The sequence below is a fragment of the Yersinia enterocolitica genome (assembly GCA_002082245.2).
Taxonomy (GTDB): Bacteria; Pseudomonadota; Gammaproteobacteria; order Enterobacterales; family Enterobacteriaceae; genus Yersinia; species Yersinia enterocolitica_E.
On sequence record NBTC02000002.1, the window covers coordinates 620,920 to 642,179 of the forward strand.

Genomic DNA, 21,260 nt, shown 5'->3' on the forward strand with positions numbered 1-21,260 from the left:
GCGCTAAATTATCCAAAGATGCCGAAGTGAGCTTTAAAAAGCCCTTCGGTTTTTTTATGCACGAAATCTAGCCTCGACAGGTTCGCCTGCCGGTTTTTTTTTATTCCAGTTTCCCCAGCACAACGCATGTGCTTCAAATCATCGAACCTGATTAGAAATGAGCCTTTGAGGAGCCAGTACGGTTGGTACGCCTCGATGGGCTGGTTTCCTATGCGCCAAAGGTTCATTTCTAATAAGGAAGTGCCAATGAACAAACAAATGGTAGTCATCCCACAATTTGATTTTCGAGACATGGTGGTTATGTCAGAGAACAAAGTGATAACCACCTCACTTAAGGTTGCTCAATGCTTTAGCAAGCGTCACAAAGATGTTCTAAGGGCAACTCGAAACCTGAAATGTTCCGATGATTTTACCCAGCGCAATTTTGCGCCCACTGATTTCATTGATAAAAATGGCGATATGCAGCCAATGTTTAATATAACCCGTGATGGCTGCATGATGTTAATTATGGGATTTACCGGTAAACCTGCGACAGCGATTAAAGAGGCGTATATCAATGGTTTCAACTGGATGACAGAGCAACTAAAGCGCCGTCTTGCAATCGGCGAAGAAGCGCAGCATTTGTTTGTCATAAAAGAAAATGTTTCGAAGGTTAAGGGGACTATCGGTAGTCGATTGATGAATGCGCGAAAGAAGGAAAAACACAGACTTAATCTTGAATATGAACGGATTAAAGATCTCGCTCAACCGGACCTTATTAATACTATCGAACAGCCTCACAATGAGGCTTTTTTTACGTCTGAAATTTGGAGCGCCCAATGACTTACGATCCGCAGCAACAACGTCCAGAAGAGCAAACCAATAACAGTAATCGTGAAACACTCAATATCCAGCAACCAGGTGAGAATGCTAATACTGGTTTCGACTGGGGTGCCGTCAGGGCAGCGCGTGAAGCTGCTGGGCGGCAGTCAAAAGCTCCGCAGGCGAATGACCCTAGTGTAGGTTTAAAAGATGTTGCTTTCGCAGCAGCGACAGCACCTTCTGAAATTATTCACGGATTATCCCAAATGGTTGTTGGTGCTGATAGAAAATTGGACAGATTAGCCACCGAAAAACCAAGGATATCACTGGATGTTGATCCTGAGTTGTTGAATGTAATTCGAAAAAATCCTGGTAATGATTTACCTAAAGCACTCGGTAAAGTTGGGGTTAGTGCCTTAGCTGGCATAAGTAATTTAGCTGGTGATGTCACTGATAAAATAAAGTCTAATTACAGTGAGGGGGCTAAGCAGGCAGCAGAGATGCCTTTCATTGAAACTGATTCTCAAGATAATCTGAAGCTTGGTGCTGGTGCTTTTGATAAAGATGCATGGGTAATGAATGCAGTACCCACACTTTCTCAGCTGTTCTCTGTGGGTGGATTTGCCAAACTTGGTGGTAAGGTCATCGCTAAAAGTATTGAGGAACTTACTTTTCAGAAACTTAAGAATCTGTTACCTGAATTTGTAGCGAGAGAAACGGCAAAAGAAACAGCACTTAAAGCGGGCATTCAGGCTCAAAAATCTGGATTTGTCGGAATAATGGCAGGTACTGCACAAGGTTCTTCTGGTAATGAAATGCGCGATGAGATCAATGCATTGCCCTTTGATCAGTTAGTGCAAAGCCCTACTTTTCAAAAAGCCTTTTCAACCATAGATTCGGATCCAAATAACTCAGCACTGTCAGATACACAAAAATTAACGCTAGCTCGCAATCAGGTTGCAGAACAGGCCGCCAGCAGTGTGACGGTAGACCCGCGCATGCTAGCGATAAACATTGCAGCCTCTACATTGGGCGATCATACCTTATTGAATTTGCTTACCAAAAAAGGGGCGGCTTCTGGTGTTATTTCCGGGGCTTCATTAGGTGCGGCGGCGGAAGGTGGAACTGAGTTCACTCAGGGTGCAGCCCAGCGCTATGTTCAAAATCAGCAGTTAATTGACACCGCAGGTCAGAAAATAGACCCAATGAAAGGGGTGGTAGAAACCGGTGCTAATAATGCAGTGCTAGGGGCTGGCATTGGTGGCGCAGCGGGAACTATCGGTGGAATTCGTGGCCGCAGGTCAGCAGCAGAAGCAACATCAGAAAACCCCGTTAATGCTGACGGTTCACCCGTATCTGAAAATATCGATCCCTCCCAACAGCAGGAAGTTACACCGCAGGCAGAAAATCAGAGTTCCCCTGAAGTGGCAGTACAACAAAACTCAGTCAGTGAAAATGGTGTACCCAACTCTCAAATTGATGATTTCCGCGATACCCCAGCTTACTTACGTCAGGATCCTCGGGTACAAGGCTTTGCTGATGATAGCGATGTACAGCGTTCACTTGCAGAGCCAGAGGCACAACCGACCGCACAAGATCTGATTCAGCAACAAATGGAGTCGGGTGAGCAGGGCTTTACACCTGATGAGTTGTCGATACTTCAGCAGGCTGATCAGATTCGGGGGCAGCGAACTCCACGCCTGCCAGCTCCCGGTAATATTCATCCGGGTGAAGGTTTCCCAATGCCCGGACCCATTCAAGGTGATGAACCTCAAGCGGGTTCCGCGCCACAATTCACTGCCGGGGAACAGACTCGTGGGCAAGTGTATTTGCCGAGGGAGCAGGCAGAGCAGCAAGGTGCGGTCAGAGAAACCCATACCTACGATGGGCAAACGGATCCGCAGGCCATTACGGATAAAAATATCATCTTTGCTGATGGACCTGTAGTTAATCCTGATGATGTTCAGTCAGGGAAAGCGCCGCAGTTTGAGGGAGGGCAGCGTAAAGATGTGCGCCGCTTTACTGAGGCGATGGGAGCGCAGTCTGAAACAGCGATTACCGATCAGCGTCAGCGTGCTGGTGGTGTCCCTATAGATGCACGTACCGAAGCTTATGCAAAAGGTGAAACTCTTGGCGAGTTGAGATTGCACCACGGCAAGCCATTCCCTAATGAGAAAGTGGCCAGATTCACTAAGTGGGCAAAAATGCCAGGTGCTGTTATTGAGCCAGTAGGCGACGGTTTTGGCGTGCGATTACCTGCAAAATCAACTGATAGCGGTATTGCATCAACCAAAGAGGGGCATATTGAATCAGGAACTCCACAAGGCGAGTTGAGATTGCACCACGGCAAGCCATTCCCCAATGAAAAAGTAGCCAGATTCACGAAATGGGCCAAGATGCCGGGGGCGGTGATTGAACCGGTTGGTGATGGTTTTGGTGTGCGATTGCCACCTGAGCCAACAACGGCAAATACGAAAACAGCGCCCTCTAATGAGGGCGTTGTGGCGTCTGGTGAGCAGCAAGTCGGTGAATTAAAACTATACGGCGGCCAACCATTTTCCAGTGAGAAGGTGGCCAAGTATTCCAAGTGGGGAAAGATGCCGGGTGCAACGATTGAGCCGGTAGGAAAGGGGTTTGGTGTTCGCTTACCTGTACCTGAGTCTGCACATCAAACCAAAAAAAGTGATACGAAAATTGATGATTTTGGTGAAGAACTCAAGGGGGCAGCAAAGCATAAGTGGGGCCAGTTAGCTGAATCATTGAAAGCCGAACATGATATCGAAGAAATTAAAAAGCAGCCTTTGTCGAAACTGTTCCCCCATCCTGATTATGCCAAAATGCATGAAAACGGTATTGAACCTGAGAAATTGGCATTGCTGGCAGCATTGCGTTCATTTATCCCAACTAAACCGGGCTCCCCTTATAAGCTAAATCAGTGGGCAGAACAGGTTAAGGGAGTTCGTGATTTAGCGGGTTCCATTATCAATAGCCATGCGAGTGTTGACGATATAAAAACCATTTTCCGCAGTAAGTCCTCCTTACGTTCTGCCGCAGATGCTATTGACTTAATCTCGCAGTTTAAGCCTGAGCATATGGCCGAAGCGTCAAAATACTCAATTCGTTCCGGCCATTACACTTACTTTGATGGCAAGAGCTATCCCGGTGGGAAAACCCTATATGAGCTGGTTACCCCTGGAGGGATGAAAACTGATATTTCAGCGGGTTCAATGCCGGAGCTATTACCCAAAGCCAAGGAATTTATTGAGACCAAGATTAATAGTGATAAAGGAGATGACGCGCTTAAACAGGCTCAGTTAACGCCTAGACAGGCTAAGTTAGAGATCTATACCCGACGGGCAGACAAGAGTGTGTTTATTGGCTACAAAGGGGCCATGGGCGTGTTACCGCTTAAAGCTGGCTTCAAAACACCTACCGAAGCACGCGCTTATCTGGCAGAGAATCGCGCTGAAATAGAAGCCAAACTGGATAAATTACGCAAAACATCGCGAGAAGAACAACGCAAATTAACCAACGAGCCCCGGATAGGAATTGAACGCCGTAATGGCAATGTGACGCCTGAACAATTTAGTGATGCATTTGGCTTCCGAGGTGTGCAGTTTGGTAACTATGTTGAGGGGCCACGCCGTCAATCTGAATTAAACGACGCCTATGACTCCCTGATCGATATGGCCGAATTACTGAGTGTGCCGACCAAAGCCCTCTCTCTCAATGGTGAATTGGGGCTGGCATTTGGCGCTCGGGGTAAGGGCGGGGCCAAAGCCCATTATGAGCCTGGGCAAGTGGTTATCAATCTAACCAAAGGTAATGGCGCAGGCTCGCTAGCGCATGAGTGGTTCCATGCACTGGATAACTATTTTGGTACCTATGATGTCCATGGCGAGTCGTCCGGTAAGCGTTCATCTGAATTTATTACCGATCGTATACGACCTCGTTATGAGTTTAGCAGTGGTAAAAGGCAAGAGATTACTCATCCGGTCAGGCAAGAGGTATATGACGCCTTTAAGAGCGCAGTCATGAAAGTCACTAATAGTGGAATGAGGGAACGGGCGGCAATACTGGACAGTGGGCGAAGCAAAGCATATTGGACAACTAAACTGGAAATGTCAGCGCGAGCATTTGAACGCTATCTGCTGGATAAAGCCGAGAGTAAAGGTATCACTAACGATTATCTGGTTAACCTGCGCAAAGCTGACGAACACGCAAATCCTAAAACCTATGCTTATCCAACCGAAGCTGAATTAAATGGCGGCGTGCGCCAGGCATTTGATCACCTATTCCAAACCCTCAAAACCAAGCCAACCGATAAAGGTATCGCTTTCTATTCGCGTAAGGGTACTGACATTGGCAAAGGCAATGTGATTTCAGATAGTGGTCACACGGCCGCTGGCGACAAGCCCACTCAGGGAATACGGCAAGGGCGGGCCCAAGTTATTGCTGATGTTTGGGTGCGTAATTTGAATGGTGCAGCCAAAATCAAAGTTAAGGTAGTCCAAACGCAAGCTGAAGCAGCAGCCATGATGCCGAGCGGGATCCCGAAAGAGTTCGGTGTTGTCCATGCTATCTATCAGCCAGAGCTCAGCCGGGTGATTGTGGTAGCAGATAATATTACTTCTGACCGCGAGCTTCGGGCGAAATTACGTCATGAGGTATTGGCACACCATGGGCTAGCTTCCGTCATTGGCGATGTGGAATATGATCGTATCATGCGTGTGTTACATCAAACGCGTGACAGCAAAAATAAAGAAATTCAGGATGTTTGGCGGGAAGTCGATAAATCATACCGCAATGAGTCTCTCGAAATGCAGGCTAATGAGTTTTTGGCTCACATGGCTGAGCGTTCAGAACTCACCGGCCTTGGAGCGATGTGGGACCGTTTTGTTTCTGTGCTGATCAATGGATTGAAGAAAACGGGCATCATGAATGCGAATGACATTTCCCCAACGGAAATACGTAATATTCTGCGCACGGTCGCCGGGCGCTTCAAAAAGACTGCTATGTATGATGGCGAACAGCCGGGGACGCGGGAGTTCGATAATACTTTCTCTCGGTCAGACGCACTGTATTCGAAACATGATGATGTTGACCCACTCAAGCCATTACCAGTGGAAGCCGAACAATATAGATCTGAGCTTGATAAAGCGATGCGTTCGTTACGGTCCGATGACATAACGGTTTCAATAGGCAGAACACCGCCGGTACTCCGTGCGCTTGGCGCTCCCAATGTGGAGATGGTAATTTCTCGTGATACGGTACGTAAAGCGACCAATGGAATAAAACACAACGTACCGACTGAGGTCATTGAGCAGCTTCCTGAGCTGATGCATGACCCGTTAGCAGTATATCGCTCAGCAACACAGGATAACGCAGTAGTTGCTCTTCTGGAGGCTCATGATGCAAACGGAAACCCAGTGGTTACTGCTATTCATATGAATGCAAAACGTGGGCGCTTGGAAGTTAATCGAGTTGCTTCAGTGTACGGCACAGTGGGGGGCATGGCGAAAGTTCAAGGTATGGAGGATGCTGGTTTAGCGTTATACCGCCGAGAAAAACAAAACCCCGATAAGCTTCGTTCTGTTGGGCTCCAATTGCCCAAGGAGAACACTTATCAGGGTTTAGAATCCCAATCTGGTACGGCCCAAGAGCTTCAATTGCCCAAACGCGGTTCACCAAATCAAGATTCAGTTGAAAATATACTCTCATCGACCGATATTCGCAAGAATAAGGCACTTTACTCCCGCACAGCTAACCCATCAATGGATGCTGAAACCAACCGCAAAATGGGCTTTAACGTTGAGCAGGGGTGGTTTGATAAGGCAAGGACTTTCTACGGCACCGTGACCAGCAAAGATAAAACGGAACTGAAAGCCTGGCTAAAAGAAACCGGCCATAAACTCAATACTAAAACCTTTGATGGCATGGCTCCGCTGAAGTATGCCGAGGATGCGGCTGGTATCAATGATGCACGAAGTTCTGCCTACATTGGAGCGCGTATGGCTGCCGGGGCAGGCTCTGTTACTGCTGCCACTTTAGAGCATGGCTTGCCGCGCTATAACAAAGCCGAAGGGATAGTAGAGCGACAATCCGGCACCGGTAAAGAGGACGCTCTTATGGGTATTCTCGACGGACTGGGAAACCATCGGGAAAACTTCTTTAAATGGATCGCCGGCCATCGCTCTGAACGGCTGATGAAAGAGGGCAAAGAGAACAACTTTAATGCCGACGAAATTGCTTATATGAAAACCCTCAACCGGGGTAATGAGGCTTTATTCGAAGGTCAGAAGAAAAAGTATGATGCTTTTATTAAATCGATTCTGGATCTGCAACAGGATATGGGATTGATTGATCCAGAAAGCCGCGCACAGTGGGAGGATGCTTGGTACTTGCCATATTACCGTGAAGCAGAAAATGGTGAGGTGAAGGGGCCGTGGACCAGCAAAGGTATTGCTAACCAGAGCAGTACCGTGCGCAAGTTAAAAGGCAGCGATTTGACCATTAAGGATCCTATCGAAAACCTGTTTAACTACGTGGCGAAATCGGTCGATGCTTCGATGAAAAATGAAGCAATGCGCAGGTCAGTGGTGAACCTTGCTGATACTGGTGTGCTGGAGGTGATTGAATCACCGAACAAGATGGACTTTGAGCGCATCGGCAAAGATGTGGTGAAGGTGTTTGTTGATGGGCAGGAAAAACTGGTACAGGTTAATGATCCTGAACTGTATCGCGCCTTTACCATGATTGACCTTGAGCGCAGTAATTCCACCTTTATGAAAGCGGCCCGCCAGGCTAAAAAGGTGCTGACCGTCAGCACCACATCCATGCCTGACTTTATCATCCGTAACTTTATGCGTGACTCTATTCATTCATGGGCCATTAACAAAGATGGTTTTAAGCCTGTTACCGCTTCATGGGCCGGATTTAAAAAAGCATTACGCACTGATGATAGCCTGGTGGATATGATGTTTGCCGGTGCCACTTTTGGTGGTGGTTATTCGAATGTTTATGATCCGGCATCGACTGCTAAAACCATTCGTAGTGTTCTACGACGTAAAGGTTACAACGATAGTCAGATACAAGAATTTGAATCCTCAATTGCCCGCAACAGCAAAGAGGTGATGGGCAAGATTGAACAGGGTTTGCATAAATATAAAAATCTCAGCGAAGCGGCGGAGAATGCTAACCGGCTGGCCACTTATGAAGCTGCAATTAAATCAGGAAAAAGTAAGGCTCAGGCAGCATTTGAATCGCGTGATTTGATGGACTTTAGCATGATGGGTGCCAGCAATATCATGATTAACCTGAGTGATATGCTGCCGTTCTTCAACGCCCGCATGCAGGGGCTGAGTAAATTAGGCCGAGGTATCAAAGAGAACCCGCGTGAAGTGCTGAAACGCGGCGGCATGATTACGGCGGCCTCTCTGGCACTGATGGCGCTAAATTGGGACGATAAGCGTTATGAGGAGCTACAGGACTGGGATAAAGACACCTATTGGCATGCGTGGATTGGCGGGCAGCATATCCGTTTCCCGAAACCGTTTGAAATTGGCTTGATGTTTGGCACTTTACCAGAGCGATTTGTTCGTGCGCTGGGCGGTAAAGATACCGGGGCTAAATTTGGCAAACTGGTGGCGCATAACTTTATGGAAACCATGGCATTCAACCCTATCCCGCAAGTCGCCATGCCGATTGCTGAAGCCTATGTTAACTATGATTTCTTCAAAGGTGGTCCGATTGAGAATATGGCCGACAGCAATTTGATTGCGGGTGCTCGTTATAATGATCAGACCAGCCTGCTAATGCGTGAAGTTGGGCAGGCTACCAATATGTCACCTAAGATGCTGGATCATATTGTTATGGGGTATACCGGCAGCCTGGGCGGCTATGTGATGGGCGCTACGAATCTTCTCATGCGTAACCTGAAAGACTACGGCGAAACCCCGGCCATGCGCCTGGATGAAATGCCGGTGATTAAATCGTTCTTCAGAGGTTCAGACCCGGCTAAGTCTACCCAGTTCACAGAAGATTTTTACCGCATGATGACTGAAGCCAATCAGATAAACAGTACCATTAACAGCTTCCGTAAACAGGGGCGTGGCGATGATGCCAATGAATTGATAGAGGAAAATAGAGGGAAGTTATCGCAGCGTCAGGGGCTAACAGCGACGCAAAAGCAAGTGAAAGCACTGAATGCCCAGATTGAAATGATGAGGCGGGACCGGATACTAACGGCGGATCAGAAAAGGGAGAAGATTGACCGGCTGATGGCAACCAGAAACAAACTAGTACAGCAGGCGGTGGAACGGGTGAATCCGTACTTTAATAAGTAATTTAAGAGGGAGTTTGAAAGAACTCCCTAATTAATAAGTCTTTGACCAAAGGAATGCTGCCATGATCATAGATGGTTTGGCTTGCCAACTCGATAGCAACCTCACATGGGTACAATCAATTCAGACCGTCGGTTTAGTGTCAGAAGTGGACAATTCTGTTGTTCTTTATCTTCTTTTTGAGGTTAAATACATAGGAACCTTCCCAAACTTCAACATGTTGTGAATTGAGGCTGAACAAGTGGACGAAAAAAAAATAGAATTCTTATATCAATCTATTAATGATACACAGGCGACAATTAGAGCAATAGATGTCAAAATTGGTTTCCTTTTTGTAGTGATCTTCCTTCCTTTAGCTGCAATTGATGGTATTTCTAAAGCTTTATTAGTTCTGTGGGCTTCCCCAAATCATTTTGGTTCAATTTCAATATTTGTAGGTGTGGTCTGGCTTTTATCTGTTTACTTCCTTTTTAAAAGCCTCTCCGCCATAACGGACATCCAAAAACATATGATTGGTGTAATGCCTGATGATACCTTTTTTAAAGGTGGGATGCCTTTCATAGGAATGAAACACTTATTTTTAATCGACGATGTTCGGGCCGAAAAGTCAGTTGGAGATTACTTGAAAAGCCTCCCGAAAAATGAAATTGAGCTTTTATCGGAATTAGCTAGTGAAAAAATGAAAGTTTCACTAATAAGGAATGTCAAAGCACTGAGAGTTAAGGTATGTACTAACTTAACTTTATTATGGCTTGCTTTTGGTATGTTTTTATCGGTGGTTTTTCTATTTAAAATTGGGTTGTCAGCATGAATAATAAAGACATTACGGCCATTAAAGAACTAGTTGACAGGTCATTAGATCAAGCAGAAAAACACTGGCGAAAAGGTGGTTATCAGTTGATAGCTAAAAGTTCAGTTGGGATGGACTCATTTAGCGATAGTGCTATGGATGCTGCACCATCTCGGATACCTGGCTATGAAATAGTAGAAGATGGAGACACGATTGTCGATGAATTTATCGCAATTGTTGCTGACATGAGAGGTTCCACTAAACATATGTTAAATGCTGATAATAACTCTAATTTGGAGGGCATTCAGCGTGTTTTTTATGAGACATCAGCACTCCTTCCCGCATTAGAAAAAACAATAAATATATATAATGGGGGAGTTACTGAATACTTAGGTGACGGGGTGTTGGGGTTTTTTAAAAGGTATGAGAATAATCCTGATAAAGCTATTTATGATGCGCATGATGCAGCAATGGATTGCTTGTCAACGACCCTTGATATAGTAAATAAAGCATTAGAAACTCGTTATGGGTTACCTCCATTGGTAATAGGTGTTGGGATGGCTTTAAGTAAAGCATTAATTAGTTTGTCAGGAATTGACGGTGTCAAGCATCCCAAAGCTTACGGAGAATGTGTTTTTCGCGCAACGAAACTATCTGGAGGGCAAAATGTTGTCCTTATTGACCAGAGGCTAAAAAATGCATGGCCAACGAAAAAAGGTGGGATATTGTCATTTATTAAAAGTGGAATTGCTAAAGATGGAGTTGATGGATTCAAAATAATTAGAAAATAGAATCATCGACTCATGCAGTAATGAGTACAATACGCTATTTATTTTGGTGGCACTACGCTCTCATCTTTCCATGTAAATATGTAGCGATGAGAACGCAATGCCACTATTCACTCAATGTTGTTGACCAGCGATTAGGAAATTGATACTGCCCAACAATTTCTACAAGACAGATTTACCTGAGTGTACAACGGGATTACCTGAATAATTACAATATACTGTAAGGCATCACGTGTGCTTCACAGCTCTTAGCTGACTGTCAGATTGAGTAGCGATTAATCTATATTACGGTATCAATAATTATTTTAGTGCGTCATTCACAATGACGAAAAGAACCAATAACAGAATAAATCCGATGATACCTAAGATGATACTAGCATTACTGTCCATGTGCATATCGCCTTTACCTGCCAGCAAATAAGCAGCGATAACAAAAGGAATACAGAGCGCTGGGTGGATAGTGATCATTACGGCGGCCAGTATTAGGCAGACTATAAACAATGTTGATGTCATGTTTTCCTCATTTTAGCGCCCGAACTTTTCCCGAGCATTTTCGAAATAGATGATAACTATATGATCATATTGATCTTTTAAAGACGGTATTAAACGTATGCTAAAGGTCATGATTCTGGTTATCTTATTGTTTTATATGGATAAAATTAAGAATTCTCACCTTTAGGAATCGTATTCGGTCTTTTTTTAATTTGTTGATTTTAAAGGTGAATTTTGTTGTTTATCGAAATTTATCGAAATCTGATATTCGGTCTTTTATAGCATCACGTATTCTTTCCCTCTCGTATCAAGATACTTGTTCGTCATCTTCTCCGATTTATGCCCCAGTAGTTTCATCGCAAATTCCTTACCTTTTTCCTTTTCATACAATCGTCCGGCTAAACTTCTGATCTCATGAAAAGTTGGCGGACTCTCATCAAAACGAAAATCTGTTCCTTTTCTCGCCGTTACGAATTTCTTTGTCAGGCTATCTGGATGTAGTGATCCATCAGGGCTATTTTTTCTGATGCCAGCACTTATCATAAAATCAGTCTTACTGGCTAATCTACATTGTTCAATCACGGTGTTAAGACGTAGGCCAACGGCTTTAAGCTCAAGATCTAAGGGCAGGGAGATCATGGCTCCTGTTTTGCCCTGGTCTATCTGTAATCTGCCATCAACAATCTGGTCAAAGCGCATCAGAGATAAATCCTCACGCCGTTGGCCAGTGACTAGCGCCAGATCCATTGATAGCCCAAACCACGCCGGTAATGTGTCAGCGACCTCACGAATAGCGAGATACTGATCCAGTTCCAGGCGCTCACGTTTCACCACTGGTTTAGCTGAGCGTGTCGGTGTCACCGGATTATTATCTATATGGCCCTCGACAATCGCTTCTCGGAAAATATCAGACAACACTGACCGCATAGTAGCGGCCATAGTTTTTTTGTCCTGTGCCACCCAAAACTCTAAAAACTCTGCAATATGGCGCGTGCTGATTTTAGCTAACACCCTGTTGCCCATCTTTTCGCTGATCATGGCTATTTGTCCCTTGCGAACTTTATAGGTGTTTTCGGCCAATTCCCGGCGCTTATAGATGACGTCATATCGTTTTAGCCATGCCGCCAGTGTGTACTCCTGCGTGCCTTTGAGCTTTTCTAGTAGCGCGACAGGAGTGTAGTTTTGTTCAATGAAATTATTGGCTTCAATGGCTTGGGATATGGCGTCTCGCCGGGCAATTTTGCCGAGAGATAATTCCTTTCCAGTTAGCGGGTTGCCTGACTAAATCAATATCGACCTGATGAGTACGAACTGATTATACGGCATTATGTGTTGAATCAGTCAAAACGGGCCATTGCTCAGCAGCAGAAACGGGATGAAAGAGCCGTCAGGGTGAGCATGCAGATGGCCGAAGGATTTGTTGATGGTTGCTTGTCGATGATAGACGTTTGCCTAGAAATGGACCCTGCAACAATGAAGTCAGAAATTTATGATGAAAGTGTTGGTGCGGCCGCAAAAAGTGTATTAGTATGATAAGAGTTGGTTATGAAGTAGCGCTTATTCAGTCAAATAAACCTCGCCTTTGTGCGGGGTTTTGTCTTTTCTGGAGTTTGCATTAGTAGACTGAATTATCTGAAAAGTAACCTTGCTGATGGCGTGCTTATAAATTGATGCGTAGACCCCTACGGAAAATTGCCCGGTGCGCCTCTCTGTTGGTAATCATATCTATGAGATATTGGCAACTATTCCAGCCCATGAGTTAATAGTTATAGGGGGGCTGTTTTGTGAGTCATGCCCACTATAAAACTGGTCATGTTTAATGTTTGTTTATAATTGCACTGTATATTATATAGTGCTGTGATAGTTACCTTGGTGCAAGGATTGCATTATCATTGGTACGGTTACAGGGTCAGCTATCACAGCACCAAACTCAAAGCCTCGGTTAATCGCCGGGGCTTTTTATTTTAAGTAAATCACTGTTCGTTTAAAAATGGGTTATTAATATTTTGATATATTCCCTTAACAAATGATAGGGATGTGATTTATGAGAATGTTAATTGCTGTTATTTTGTGTTTACCATTGTCTGCTTGTTCTTGGAGTTGGATACCAATGCCGTACCCAAGTTCTTCAGAGATATGCCCTCGCGGGACGGATAGTATCTCTCAGCAATGCCGTTGAATTATTGGTGGGAGCTGTAATTACTGGAGGGCTCATTCGCATGAGCGCTGGGCAGATCCACACTATCGACTTTCCAAAAGAAGCTAAGTGTACCTTACTGATGTGAAGTAACGGTTGGGAAAAACAGGCAACTTTCCAGCCCTTGAGTTAATTGCTCAGGGGCTTTTTATTAGCTATCGATGTTGTTCTCCACCATATATACAAAGTGCGTACCAAGGCTCTGACCAAGAATTACAATCTTTATTACACGTGTGACTAACACCCATAGAGACACAAGCAAACGTAGGGATTGCTATTGTAAACAACAACGCTACCGCTCCAAACTTTATAATTTTAAACATAATGATTTCTCCAAATTTGCAGGTGAGTTTTATATGCTCACGTCCATATACTTGAAATATTTAATGAGTGTCAAAATAAATACATGGATCATTGATGAATCGTATACTAGTTAATAATGAAATGATTATGGTGCTATTTAATTTTGGCCTTTTTTTCATTTCTACATTCGCATGGGTACTGGATTGGTTAATCCAATCGTTGTGAAACAGTATCCAGCCGAATGTGGAGAAAGCCGGCACCGATATGTGGGGATACAAGTGGAACACCAGTGAAACGACATCGGCGAATTCCCCGCCACCACAGAAGTACATTTAAAGGTATGTGGTCAGCACATCGTTAGGTGTTGACGCCGGAACCGTAACCGACTTCAAAAATGATAAGCCCCGACATAAGTCAGGGCTTTTTGGTCTGTGGAATGGGCGGATACCTTCATTGAAAAGCACATGTCCTATTAATGTTCAACAGCGTCACCATTACGCATTCTTTGTATTACTCGCTACACAACAGTAATGACGGATTGGAGTCATCACCTTGATTTACTATTTATTTCGACCACATGGACAAATAATCCTAAAAGGTATTCATCATGTCTAATTCATTAAAATATCCCATTATTCTCGTTCACGGTTTCAGTGGTTTCGATAAGATTGCTGGAATCTATCCTTACTTTTTCGGTATTCAGCAAGCACTGGAAAAAGCCGGAGCTACTGTATTCACTGCCTCTATATCGGCAGAAAATAGTAATGAAGCTCGTGGTGAACAATTACTCAGTTTTGTAAAACAAGTCACCCAATTAACCGGAGCCCACAAGGTCAACCTGATTGGTCACAGCCAAGGCCCTTTGGCCTGCCGCTACGTCGCCGCCATTCATCCCGAACTGGTTGCGTCTGTTACCTCCGTTAATGGGGCAAACTTTGGCTCGGAAATTGCCGATCTGGTCCGTTTGGCGATGAAACCAGGCTCCCTTCCAGAAGCGATTGCGGGCGCAGTGATGAACGTTTTTGGCTCATTCCTTTCCATTATGACTGGTCGTCCCTCCCTGCCACAAGACAGTGTTGCAGCGCTTAACTCGCTCACCAGCGAAGGCGTCGCTAAATTCAATGCCAAATATCCGCAGGGTTTGCCAAGCAATTGGGGAGGCGAAGGTAAAGAATATGAGAATGGCGTTTATTATTATTCTTGGGGTGGGGTGATTAATTACAACCCGATTGAGCAGGGACTCAATAATTTTGATCCGCTGCATATTTCAATGGTTGCCCTCTCATTTCTGTTCACAAAAGAACGTTTACAGAATGATGGGTTGGTTGGGCGCTATAGTATGCATCTCGGCAAAGTTATCCGCTCTGATTATTCAATGGATCACCTGGATGCTATCAATCAAACTGCGGGGGTTGTTACCAGCAGTACCAACCCTGTTCAACTATTTGTCGAGCACGTGGCACGTTTAACATCGAAAGGGTTATAACTTTCGGATAAGAGTGCTTGCGAGCTCTGTCACGTTTAGCTAATTGAAACTGCTATAGTCAGGGCTACACCGAGTGCTTTTATAGTGTAATAGATTTAATTTTAGTCACTAGTTTTATGCAACGCTAAGCGATCAATTCACGACAATTTTTAAGGCTCACTTCGGTGATTTTTTTATTCATTTTTTTGGGGGGGGGGCGAGGAGCTCAATAAAAATGAGCGATATTTACTAATTGTTTATGTTGCTAGTGTAAATTATAACTTGCCGTGACAGTTGCTTTTTGATGATTGTGACTCAGTCGTCCTACCCGTGGTAGTTAGCTATCACTGCATTATATTTCATCGACCAATCCAATATGATTATTAGGCGCAAAAAAAAAGCCCTTACCTCTATCTTATTTGGTAAGGGATGCCAATTCGGCCAACACCAGGGAAAGTTATGTTGATTTCATTTTACCGAAGGGATCGTTCCCGTCAATGAATATATAAGTTCAATTAATTGAATTAAAATAGATTATTTATAAATGTGTTTTATATAATTAGCTCGTTATTAATATCTATAGATTAAAACTGATATAGCCAGAGAACATCCCTATCACTACAGAATAATTTTAAGGCTGCCAATTTGGTGGCCTTTTTTATTTAGCGCCCGTCAAAACAGTCAATTACTGAAAACACCCTCATATCTCCGAGTGACTACGACGGGAGCTATTACCTACTCAACAGCATACGAACCCGACCAATGGCCGGGGATATATACCCAACTGGTGGCCACGTGATGTAATTCGTTATAGCGGTGCTGGTTTTGCTAAAATTCACCAACCTGTTATCTGGTAACTCTCGACTCGATGGGTTATAAAAATTATCTAAATATCGTTAAATTCGGGTCCCTGTTGAGCAAATACAACGATTAGTGGTGTGTTTATCCTCAGAATCATCTTAATACAAATAGGAATCGAAAATGGTCAATCTTGCTAACACTAAAGGTAACAATACCACTGGTGTACATATGCTTCAGCGCGACAAAAATGGTGGTTTTCGGATTCGTACCAGTCCAGATTGTCTGAAACGCTTCACTTCAGTTGATATACGGCCAGAACATCGTAGTTGGTTCAACGGGAAAAACGAAATTTACGGTTCGGAGCCTTACAACACGATTGAAGAAGGTGCGGCAGCTCTTTGTGCGTTCATCGAAAAGGTTTGCGGCATCACATGTGTCTGGGAACCTAAGAGAAAATAACGGTACCCTTATCTGGATTGGGGCAGATCAATTATGTCTGATCCTCGCTCTCGAGAGACCAACATAATCATTGGAGGAGGTTTGATTATGAATATGTCGTCGTGGAAAATCCCATCATCGGCCAAAAAAACTTCCTCAGAGATCATATATGGGGGAGATAACGACAGTGCCTATACAGCTTCTTCAGGGCTAGTTCAGGGGGAGGAGTGATGTTTTGAGCAGTCAGTGACCTGCGGGTAATTGCGACATACTAGATTGAGTTTGTTTTTCGGCTCGAAACCTTTATCCAGCATGCATCGTTGAATATTAGCGGCTTTGCGCAGCGTCGGCACGTAAGGCGTCGAACCCAACGGTTGCGGATAACCGCATTGATACATCACCGCCAGTGCTTGCTTGTCGTTTTCAACTTCATGAGAAAAATGCAGCGAGGCTCCCACTTTACGCCAGGTAATCAAGGAAAACTTGCTCACGCCGGAATCCGGCTTAATCGGATGAAACCCTCTGTCTGCAACAAAAGGCAGCGCTTCTAGCTGACTCTGACTCAAGGGATACCCCTGCTCTTGCTTGAGGCAGGCTGGTGTATCATGGTAAACACGAACGCTGCAAATTTTGAATCCGTCTTTACGGGTAAACCCCATATTCTCCATGCATTGGTAATACAGAACTGACTCATTATCCGTTTTGGGAATATCGGAGCCGGGGAGTTGCACGCCGCATTTACCCATCGCGACGCGCACGCCGTCGATATCCGTATCAGGACGTTGCCACTGTGTTAGATCCGGTGCTGGGGGGCATCCTGTCAGCAGGAAGATAGACGTCATCAGCAGGGGTAAAGTTATCAGAGTCGATTTTCGGAACATTAAAATCCCTTATTTATTATTGTTTCAGATCGCATCCATACTGCCCGTATTGCTCCTGTGTGACAACGCTGTCCGGGTTTTGATTATCACTGAAATAAAAATTTCACCCAGCCTGGATTGACTAAATCTCCACGTTCTATTCTGAAACATTCGATCCGCTGATACCAGGAATGTATTTTTCAGTTCTAACTTCCGCACCTCGCTCGAAGCTGCCGTAGCAAAGACTTTAAGCAGCCATGAGCAAAAATAAAACGTTAGAGCGTATTTCACAGATCAGGGTTTTACGCCGGAATCTCAGATTTTTCCTGCGGTTAAAACTATACTGAGGTTTGATATTCCGCTTGTGTAACAAATTTACAAATTTCACTGATGATGGCAGGTTCAGGCTTGAGTATTGCGCTTACATGATCTCCCGTTGCCGAAATGAACGCAAATTTGTTCGCTTCGGTCCAGTAATTTAGTTGTCGGTAGTAAACATCTTCCAGTCCAGCCCAAAATAATTTAGGAGTGTTGATCTGAGTAAGCTGTACCGAATCATAAAAACCATCGTACGAGCTGATTGCATTGAAATATGCACGTACTGCTGGTTCTGTAGCTGGTGCTATCCAGTCGGTTAATTCAGGGGCAGTAATTTTTGCGTACGCAAAAAATGTATCAAAATCCAGTTTTCCATTTGGGCCTTCAGGAAGGCCATTTTCAACATCCCATCCCCCAATAACCAGTGAAGACAGGGCTTTTGGATGGTATTTTACTAATCCTGCAGCCAGCCAAGCCCCCGAAGAATAGCCTATTACATGAGCCTGTTGGCACCCTAATGCATTGATTAATAATTTTATATTTAATGCCTGTTTTTCCTGCTCATAAAGACCAATTTCAACTGGCTTATCACTCATTCCATGCCCTAACATGTCAGGATATGCGACACAAAATTTGTGGCTGAGAGCCTCAACCAACCCATTAGTGAGCCATGAATTTCCATCCATCAGTAAGCCATGTAATAGTACTACAAGAGGACCATTACCTTTTGTTCGATAATATAAATGACCATTTTTACCATTCATAATCATATAATACCTTCAATAAAAAGAATTAATTAACTGGTCTAACTCCGGTTGAGAGGTTTTATTCCGTCAGAACGCAGCTGACCATCAGGAAATATATGCCTGTATAGCGTTTGCCTGGTTATCCCCAGTTCCTGGCATAATGTACTGACTTTCGTCTCTGGTCGTCCCATTGGTGCCAGAAGCTGACGTAACCAGTTTTGAAAGAGTACATATGGACGTCGCTAACATCGCGTTGCGTTAAAAATTAGGGGGCAGGTCACGGACTAGATTGAATGGTATAATAACCCAAACTACTATTTGCAAGCACAACTTAATGCAAATCACCATGGACGGATTTAGGCATGACTAAAATATTGATGTTGATGATACTGGCGGCAACTGTTACAGGATGCGCACCACTAACTCCTAAAGATTGTCATAAAAATAGCGCACTTAACTCTTGCACCTACAACCGTTCTGGGAAGGTATCAGATAAAGACCTTTTTGGTTACCAGGCCTTGGGTATCAAAAAAGCACTTGATGCAGCCCTCATTGAGCCCCATGCTTGGGGTGGTAAAAGATGTGATGCACACCTCGATTTCAAAATTGATGGTACCCTACAAAATTTCATCATAAAGAGCGGCGATGAAGGTTATTGTCATGCTTTAGTGGAAGCTTCTAAACGTACATTATTCCCACCATTTACGGATCAGCACGTCTACGACGTAATGGGGTCATCGCGCTGGGATTTTCATGGACAGCCTTGAAAAGCGTAGATAGTCGCTACTACAGCGCACTTACAAACACAGTTATACATCAATGCGGTGTAAGGCCAACTTCCGCTCCTCGCTCATAGCAGTCCCCTGATGTTGCTTCGGCTGCTCTGTGCCAAGTGCGGACGTTCTAGCACCAGCTATGTTAATCAAAAGCGAGCAGATCAGTTCTTATAGCGGTTTAAAAAAATGGTCGTCTAATTTTCGGTTGTGAGTGTTTCATCGGATGTTCTAGATTCATCCTGTACTTTATTAAAGGAGATAATCATGAACTTCACGGAACTTCACCATCAAAACAAACCATTACTCATCGCCAATGTCTGGGATGCTGCTAGTGCAATTATGGCGCACCAGTCGGGCTATCAGGCCATGGGTACTTCAAGTGCAGCGATTGCCGCAACGTTAGGTTACGAAGATGGAGAAGCAATGTCTTTTGATGAATTGCTCTACATTGTCACACGTATCCAATCCGTCAGTAGCCTACCATTAAGTGTTGATGTAGAAGCGGGGTTTGGTGGCACAACTGATGAGATAACGACCAATCTTAAACGTCTCGCGCAGCTTGGAGTTGTTGGTATAAATCTTGAGGACAGCAGAGTTGTTAACGGTGTCAGACAACTTGATGATGCAGTTGCATTTTCCAGTCAATTAAAAGAGATTTGCGATGCGTTGAACAACGAGAGTTATCAACTATTTCTTAATATCCGTACTGATACATACCTGCTTAATCATGAACATGCTTTACAGGAAACGCTTTTACGTGGCCGACTTTATGAAGCATCGGGGGCAAACGGGCTTTTTGTCCCATGTCTGACGTCAGAAAAAGATATTGAGACCTTTTCCAAAGAGCTTAATATTCCATTAAACGTCATGTGTATGCCAGATCTTCCCACGTTCGAAAGGCTGGGTAAAATGGGTGTAAGTCGCATTTCTATGGGAAATTTCGTTCATTCAGCCATTCAATCGAAACTTAAAGATTTAATGCTACTTATCCAGTCGCAGCAAACATTTGCAGGAGTTTTCATTGATGAAAGTTCTCGATAATGCCCAGTGCAATGTCTGGTATCAGGCATTACTTGAGCGCGCTTCGGAGTATACAGGGGTGTTTTTCGTTGGTGTCAAAACAACGGGGGTATTTTGTATTTCGGTATGTCGGGCGAGGAAACCAAAACGTGAGAATGTCGAGTTCTATAAAGATTTTAAATCTGCTCTAGATGCAGGTTTTCGCCCCTGCAAAGTGTGCCGACCCACTGAAAATGCGCACACAGCTCCATTTTTTATCGAAAAAGCACTTGAACTCGTGCGCGCTAACCCTAAAACACGAATAAGCGACACTGCGCTACGTAAGCACGATATCAGCCCCGAGCGGGTACGACGCTGGTTTCTACAAAACCACGGTATTACCTTCCAGGCATTTCAACGAATGCAGCGGGTGAATATCGCACTTCAGGAGCTAAAAGGTGGGTCCGCAGCCACCGATGTGGCTTTTGATAATGGCTACGAATCATTGAGTGGTTTTGCTTATACCTATAAGCGACTTACGGGTGTTGCTCCAACAGAGCAGACTCAGATAATTATAATTCAACGATTTACCACGACCCTAGGCCCAATGTTCGTCTGTGCTACGGAACGTGGAGTTTGCCTGCTGGAGTTTACCGACCGCCGAATGCTGGAGACGGAATTCCGTGATCTCCAACGTTTGCTGAATGCTCGAATAATGTCAGGGGAGAATAGCCATACCCGACAAGCGGAAAAAGAGATTAGTGAATATTTTTCCGGAACGCGACAACAGTTTGAGCTCACGCTCGATGCTCCTGGCAGTGATTTTCAACGCTCCGTCTGGCAGGGGCTAAGTGCTGTTCCTTATGGACAAACGTCACACTATCAAGCTCTTTCCGGGCAGATTGGAAAACCTAACGCAGTACGAGCGGTGGCCGCCGCAAATGGAGCAAACCGAATAGCTATAGTTATTCCTTGCCACAGAGTCATCGGCAAGGATGGTTCGATGACCGGTTACGGCGGGGGCATCGCGCGCAAAGAATGGCTAATCGAACATGAACGAAAACATCGCTGATAGACAGATACCAGCTGACGGCTAAAACTAAACAGGATGGGGAAAGCTGAGTTTGGCACTTGGCTATCCATG

General features: G+C 44.6%; 14 protein-coding genes and 3 pseudogenes. 10 read left to right on the top strand and 7 right to left on the bottom strand.

From position 1 onward, the window contains the following. Window positions 1-8: 8 nt before the first annotated feature. Window positions 9-227, bottom strand: coding sequence for a hypothetical protein (locus A6J66_004160; protein PNM23459.1), 219 nt, complete (start codon window positions 225-227; stop codon window positions 9-11). 19 nt (window positions 228-246) lie between these two features. Between A6J66_004160 and A6J66_004165 the strand changes: the two genes are divergently transcribed. The 4 genes from A6J66_004165 to A6J66_004180 all read left to right on the top strand — a co-directional run bounded on the left by A6J66_004165 (window position 247) and on the right by A6J66_004180 (window position 10,724). Next, the gene (locus tag A6J66_004165; protein ID PNM23460.1) at window positions 247-822 is read left to right on the top strand and encodes a Rha family transcriptional regulator; all 576 of its coding nucleotides are present in this window, start codon (window positions 247-249) and stop codon (window positions 820-822) included. Then, complete coding sequence (locus A6J66_004170) at window positions 819-9,146, top strand: hypothetical protein (protein PNM23461.1); 8,328 nt, start codon at window positions 819-821, stop codon at window positions 9,144-9,146. The genes A6J66_004165 and A6J66_004170 overlap by 4 nt, the downstream gene beginning before the upstream one ends. 238 nt (window positions 9,147-9,384) lie before the next feature. Next, window positions 9,385-9,954 (top strand): hypothetical protein, encoded by a 570-nt coding sequence (locus A6J66_004175; GenBank protein PNM23462.1) that lies wholly within the window; start codon window positions 9,385-9,387, stop codon window positions 9,952-9,954. Beyond that, a complete protein-coding gene (locus tag A6J66_004180; GenBank protein ID PNM23463.1) occupies window positions 9,951-10,724 on the top strand; it encodes an adenylate/guanylate cyclase in 774 nt (257 codons plus the stop codon). The genes A6J66_004175 and A6J66_004180 overlap by 4 nt, the downstream gene beginning before the upstream one ends. Before the next feature lie 297 nt (window positions 10,725-11,021). Here the strand turns inward: A6J66_004180 and A6J66_004185 are convergent, their stop codons facing one another. The 3 genes and pseudogenes from A6J66_004185 to A6J66_004195 form a co-directional block, all read right to left on the bottom strand. After that, window positions 11,022-11,234 carry a hypothetical protein gene (locus A6J66_004185; protein ID PNM23464.1) on the bottom strand — a complete coding sequence of 71 codons (213 nt, stop codon included), beginning with the start codon at window positions 11,232-11,234 and terminating at the stop codon, window positions 11,022-11,024. Window positions 11,235-11,489: 255 nt separating this feature from the next. After that, window positions 11,490-12,314: pseudogene (locus A6J66_004190) on the bottom strand (integrase). Window positions 12,315-12,362: 48 nt separating this feature from the next. Then, a pseudogene (locus tag A6J66_004195) lies at window positions 12,363-12,452 on the bottom strand (hypothetical protein). Between the two features lie 72 nt (window positions 12,453-12,524). Between A6J66_004195 and A6J66_004200 the strand changes: the two are divergent. The 3 genes from A6J66_004200 to A6J66_004210 all read left to right on the top strand — a co-directional run bounded on the left by A6J66_004200 (window position 12,525) and on the right by A6J66_004210 (window position 16,438). Continuing rightward, window positions 12,525-12,746 (top strand): hypothetical protein, encoded by a 222-nt coding sequence (locus A6J66_004200; protein ID PNM23465.1) that lies wholly within the window; start codon window positions 12,525-12,527, stop codon window positions 12,744-12,746. Between the two features lie 1,574 nt (window positions 12,747-14,320). After that, window positions 14,321-15,199 carry an alpha/beta hydrolase gene (locus A6J66_004205; GenBank protein PNM23466.1) on the top strand — a complete coding sequence of 293 codons (879 nt, stop codon included), beginning with the start codon at window positions 14,321-14,323 and terminating at the stop codon, window positions 15,197-15,199. Between the two features lie 960 nt (window positions 15,200-16,159). Beyond that, entirely contained in the window at window positions 16,160-16,438 is a 279-nt protein-coding gene (locus tag A6J66_004210; GenBank protein PNM23467.1) for a hypothetical protein, read from the top strand. Window positions 16,439-16,632: 194 nt separating this feature from the next. On the opposite strand, the gene A6J66_004215 is transcribed toward A6J66_004210, so the two are convergent. The 3 genes and pseudogenes from A6J66_004215 to A6J66_004225 all read right to left on the bottom strand — a co-directional run bounded on the left by A6J66_004215 (window position 16,633) and on the right by A6J66_004225 (window position 18,553). After that, a complete protein-coding gene (locus A6J66_004215) occupies window positions 16,633-17,298 on the bottom strand; it encodes a hypothetical protein (GenBank protein ID PNM23468.1) in 666 nt (221 codons plus the stop codon). 317 nt (window positions 17,299-17,615) lie between these two features. Beyond that, window positions 17,616-18,365 (bottom strand): alpha/beta hydrolase, encoded by a 750-nt coding sequence (locus A6J66_004220; GenBank protein ID PNM23469.1) that lies wholly within the window; start codon window positions 18,363-18,365, stop codon window positions 17,616-17,618. Window positions 18,366-18,400: 35 nt separating this feature from the next. Continuing rightward, a pseudogene (locus A6J66_004225) lies at window positions 18,401-18,553 on the bottom strand (resolvase). A gap of 150 nt (window positions 18,554-18,703) precedes the next feature. Between A6J66_004225 and A6J66_004230 the strand changes: the two are divergent. The 3 genes from A6J66_004230 to A6J66_004240 all read left to right on the top strand — a co-directional run bounded on the left by A6J66_004230 (window position 18,704) and on the right by A6J66_004240 (window position 21,188). Further along, a complete protein-coding gene (locus A6J66_004230) occupies window positions 18,704-19,108 on the top strand; it encodes a tolA family protein (GenBank protein PNM23470.1) in 405 nt (134 codons plus the stop codon). A 273-nt stretch (window positions 19,109-19,381) separates the two neighbouring features. Continuing rightward, window positions 19,382-20,158 (top strand): isocitrate lyase/phosphoenolpyruvate mutase family protein, encoded by a 777-nt coding sequence (locus A6J66_004235; protein PNM23471.1) that lies wholly within the window; start codon window positions 19,382-19,384, stop codon window positions 20,156-20,158. Next, a complete protein-coding gene (locus A6J66_004240; GenBank protein PNM23472.1) occupies window positions 20,142-21,188 on the top strand; it encodes an XRE family transcriptional regulator in 1,047 nt (348 codons plus the stop codon). The genes A6J66_004235 and A6J66_004240 overlap by 17 nt, the downstream gene beginning before the upstream one ends. Window positions 21,189-21,260 lie beyond the last annotated feature (72 nt).

Coding starts and splice junctions, on each gene's coding strand:
- A6J66_004160 (PNM23459.1), bottom strand. CDS start 227: ATGAACCTTTGGCGCATAGGAAACCAGCCCATCGAGGCGTACCAACCG.
- A6J66_004165 (PNM23460.1), top strand. CDS start 247: ATGAACAAACAAATGGTAGTCATCCCACAATTTGATTTTCGAGACATG.
- A6J66_004170 (PNM23461.1), top strand. CDS start 819: ATGACTTACGATCCGCAGCAACAACGTCCAGAAGAGCAAACCAATAAC.
- A6J66_004180 (PNM23463.1), top strand. CDS start 9,951: ATGAATAATAAAGACATTACGGCCATTAAAGAACTAGTTGACAGGTCA.
- A6J66_004185 (PNM23464.1), bottom strand. CDS start 11,234: ATGACATCAACATTGTTTATAGTCTGCCTAATACTGGCCGCCGTAATG.
- A6J66_004205 (PNM23466.1), top strand. CDS start 14,321: ATGTCTAATTCATTAAAATATCCCATTATTCTCGTTCACGGTTTCAGT.
- A6J66_004210 (PNM23467.1), top strand. CDS start 16,160: ATGGTCAATCTTGCTAACACTAAAGGTAACAATACCACTGGTGTACAT.
- A6J66_004215 (PNM23468.1), bottom strand. CDS start 17,298: ATGTTCCGAAAATCGACTCTGATAACTTTACCCCTGCTGATGACGTCT.
- A6J66_004220 (PNM23469.1), bottom strand. CDS start 18,365: ATGATTATGAATGGTAAAAATGGTCATTTATATTATCGAACAAAAGGT.
- A6J66_004230 (PNM23470.1), top strand. CDS start 18,704: ATGACTAAAATATTGATGTTGATGATACTGGCGGCAACTGTTACAGGA.
- A6J66_004235 (PNM23471.1), top strand. CDS start 19,382: ATGAACTTCACGGAACTTCACCATCAAAACAAACCATTACTCATCGCC.
- A6J66_004240 (PNM23472.1), top strand. CDS start 20,142: ATGAAAGTTCTCGATAATGCCCAGTGCAATGTCTGGTATCAGGCATTA.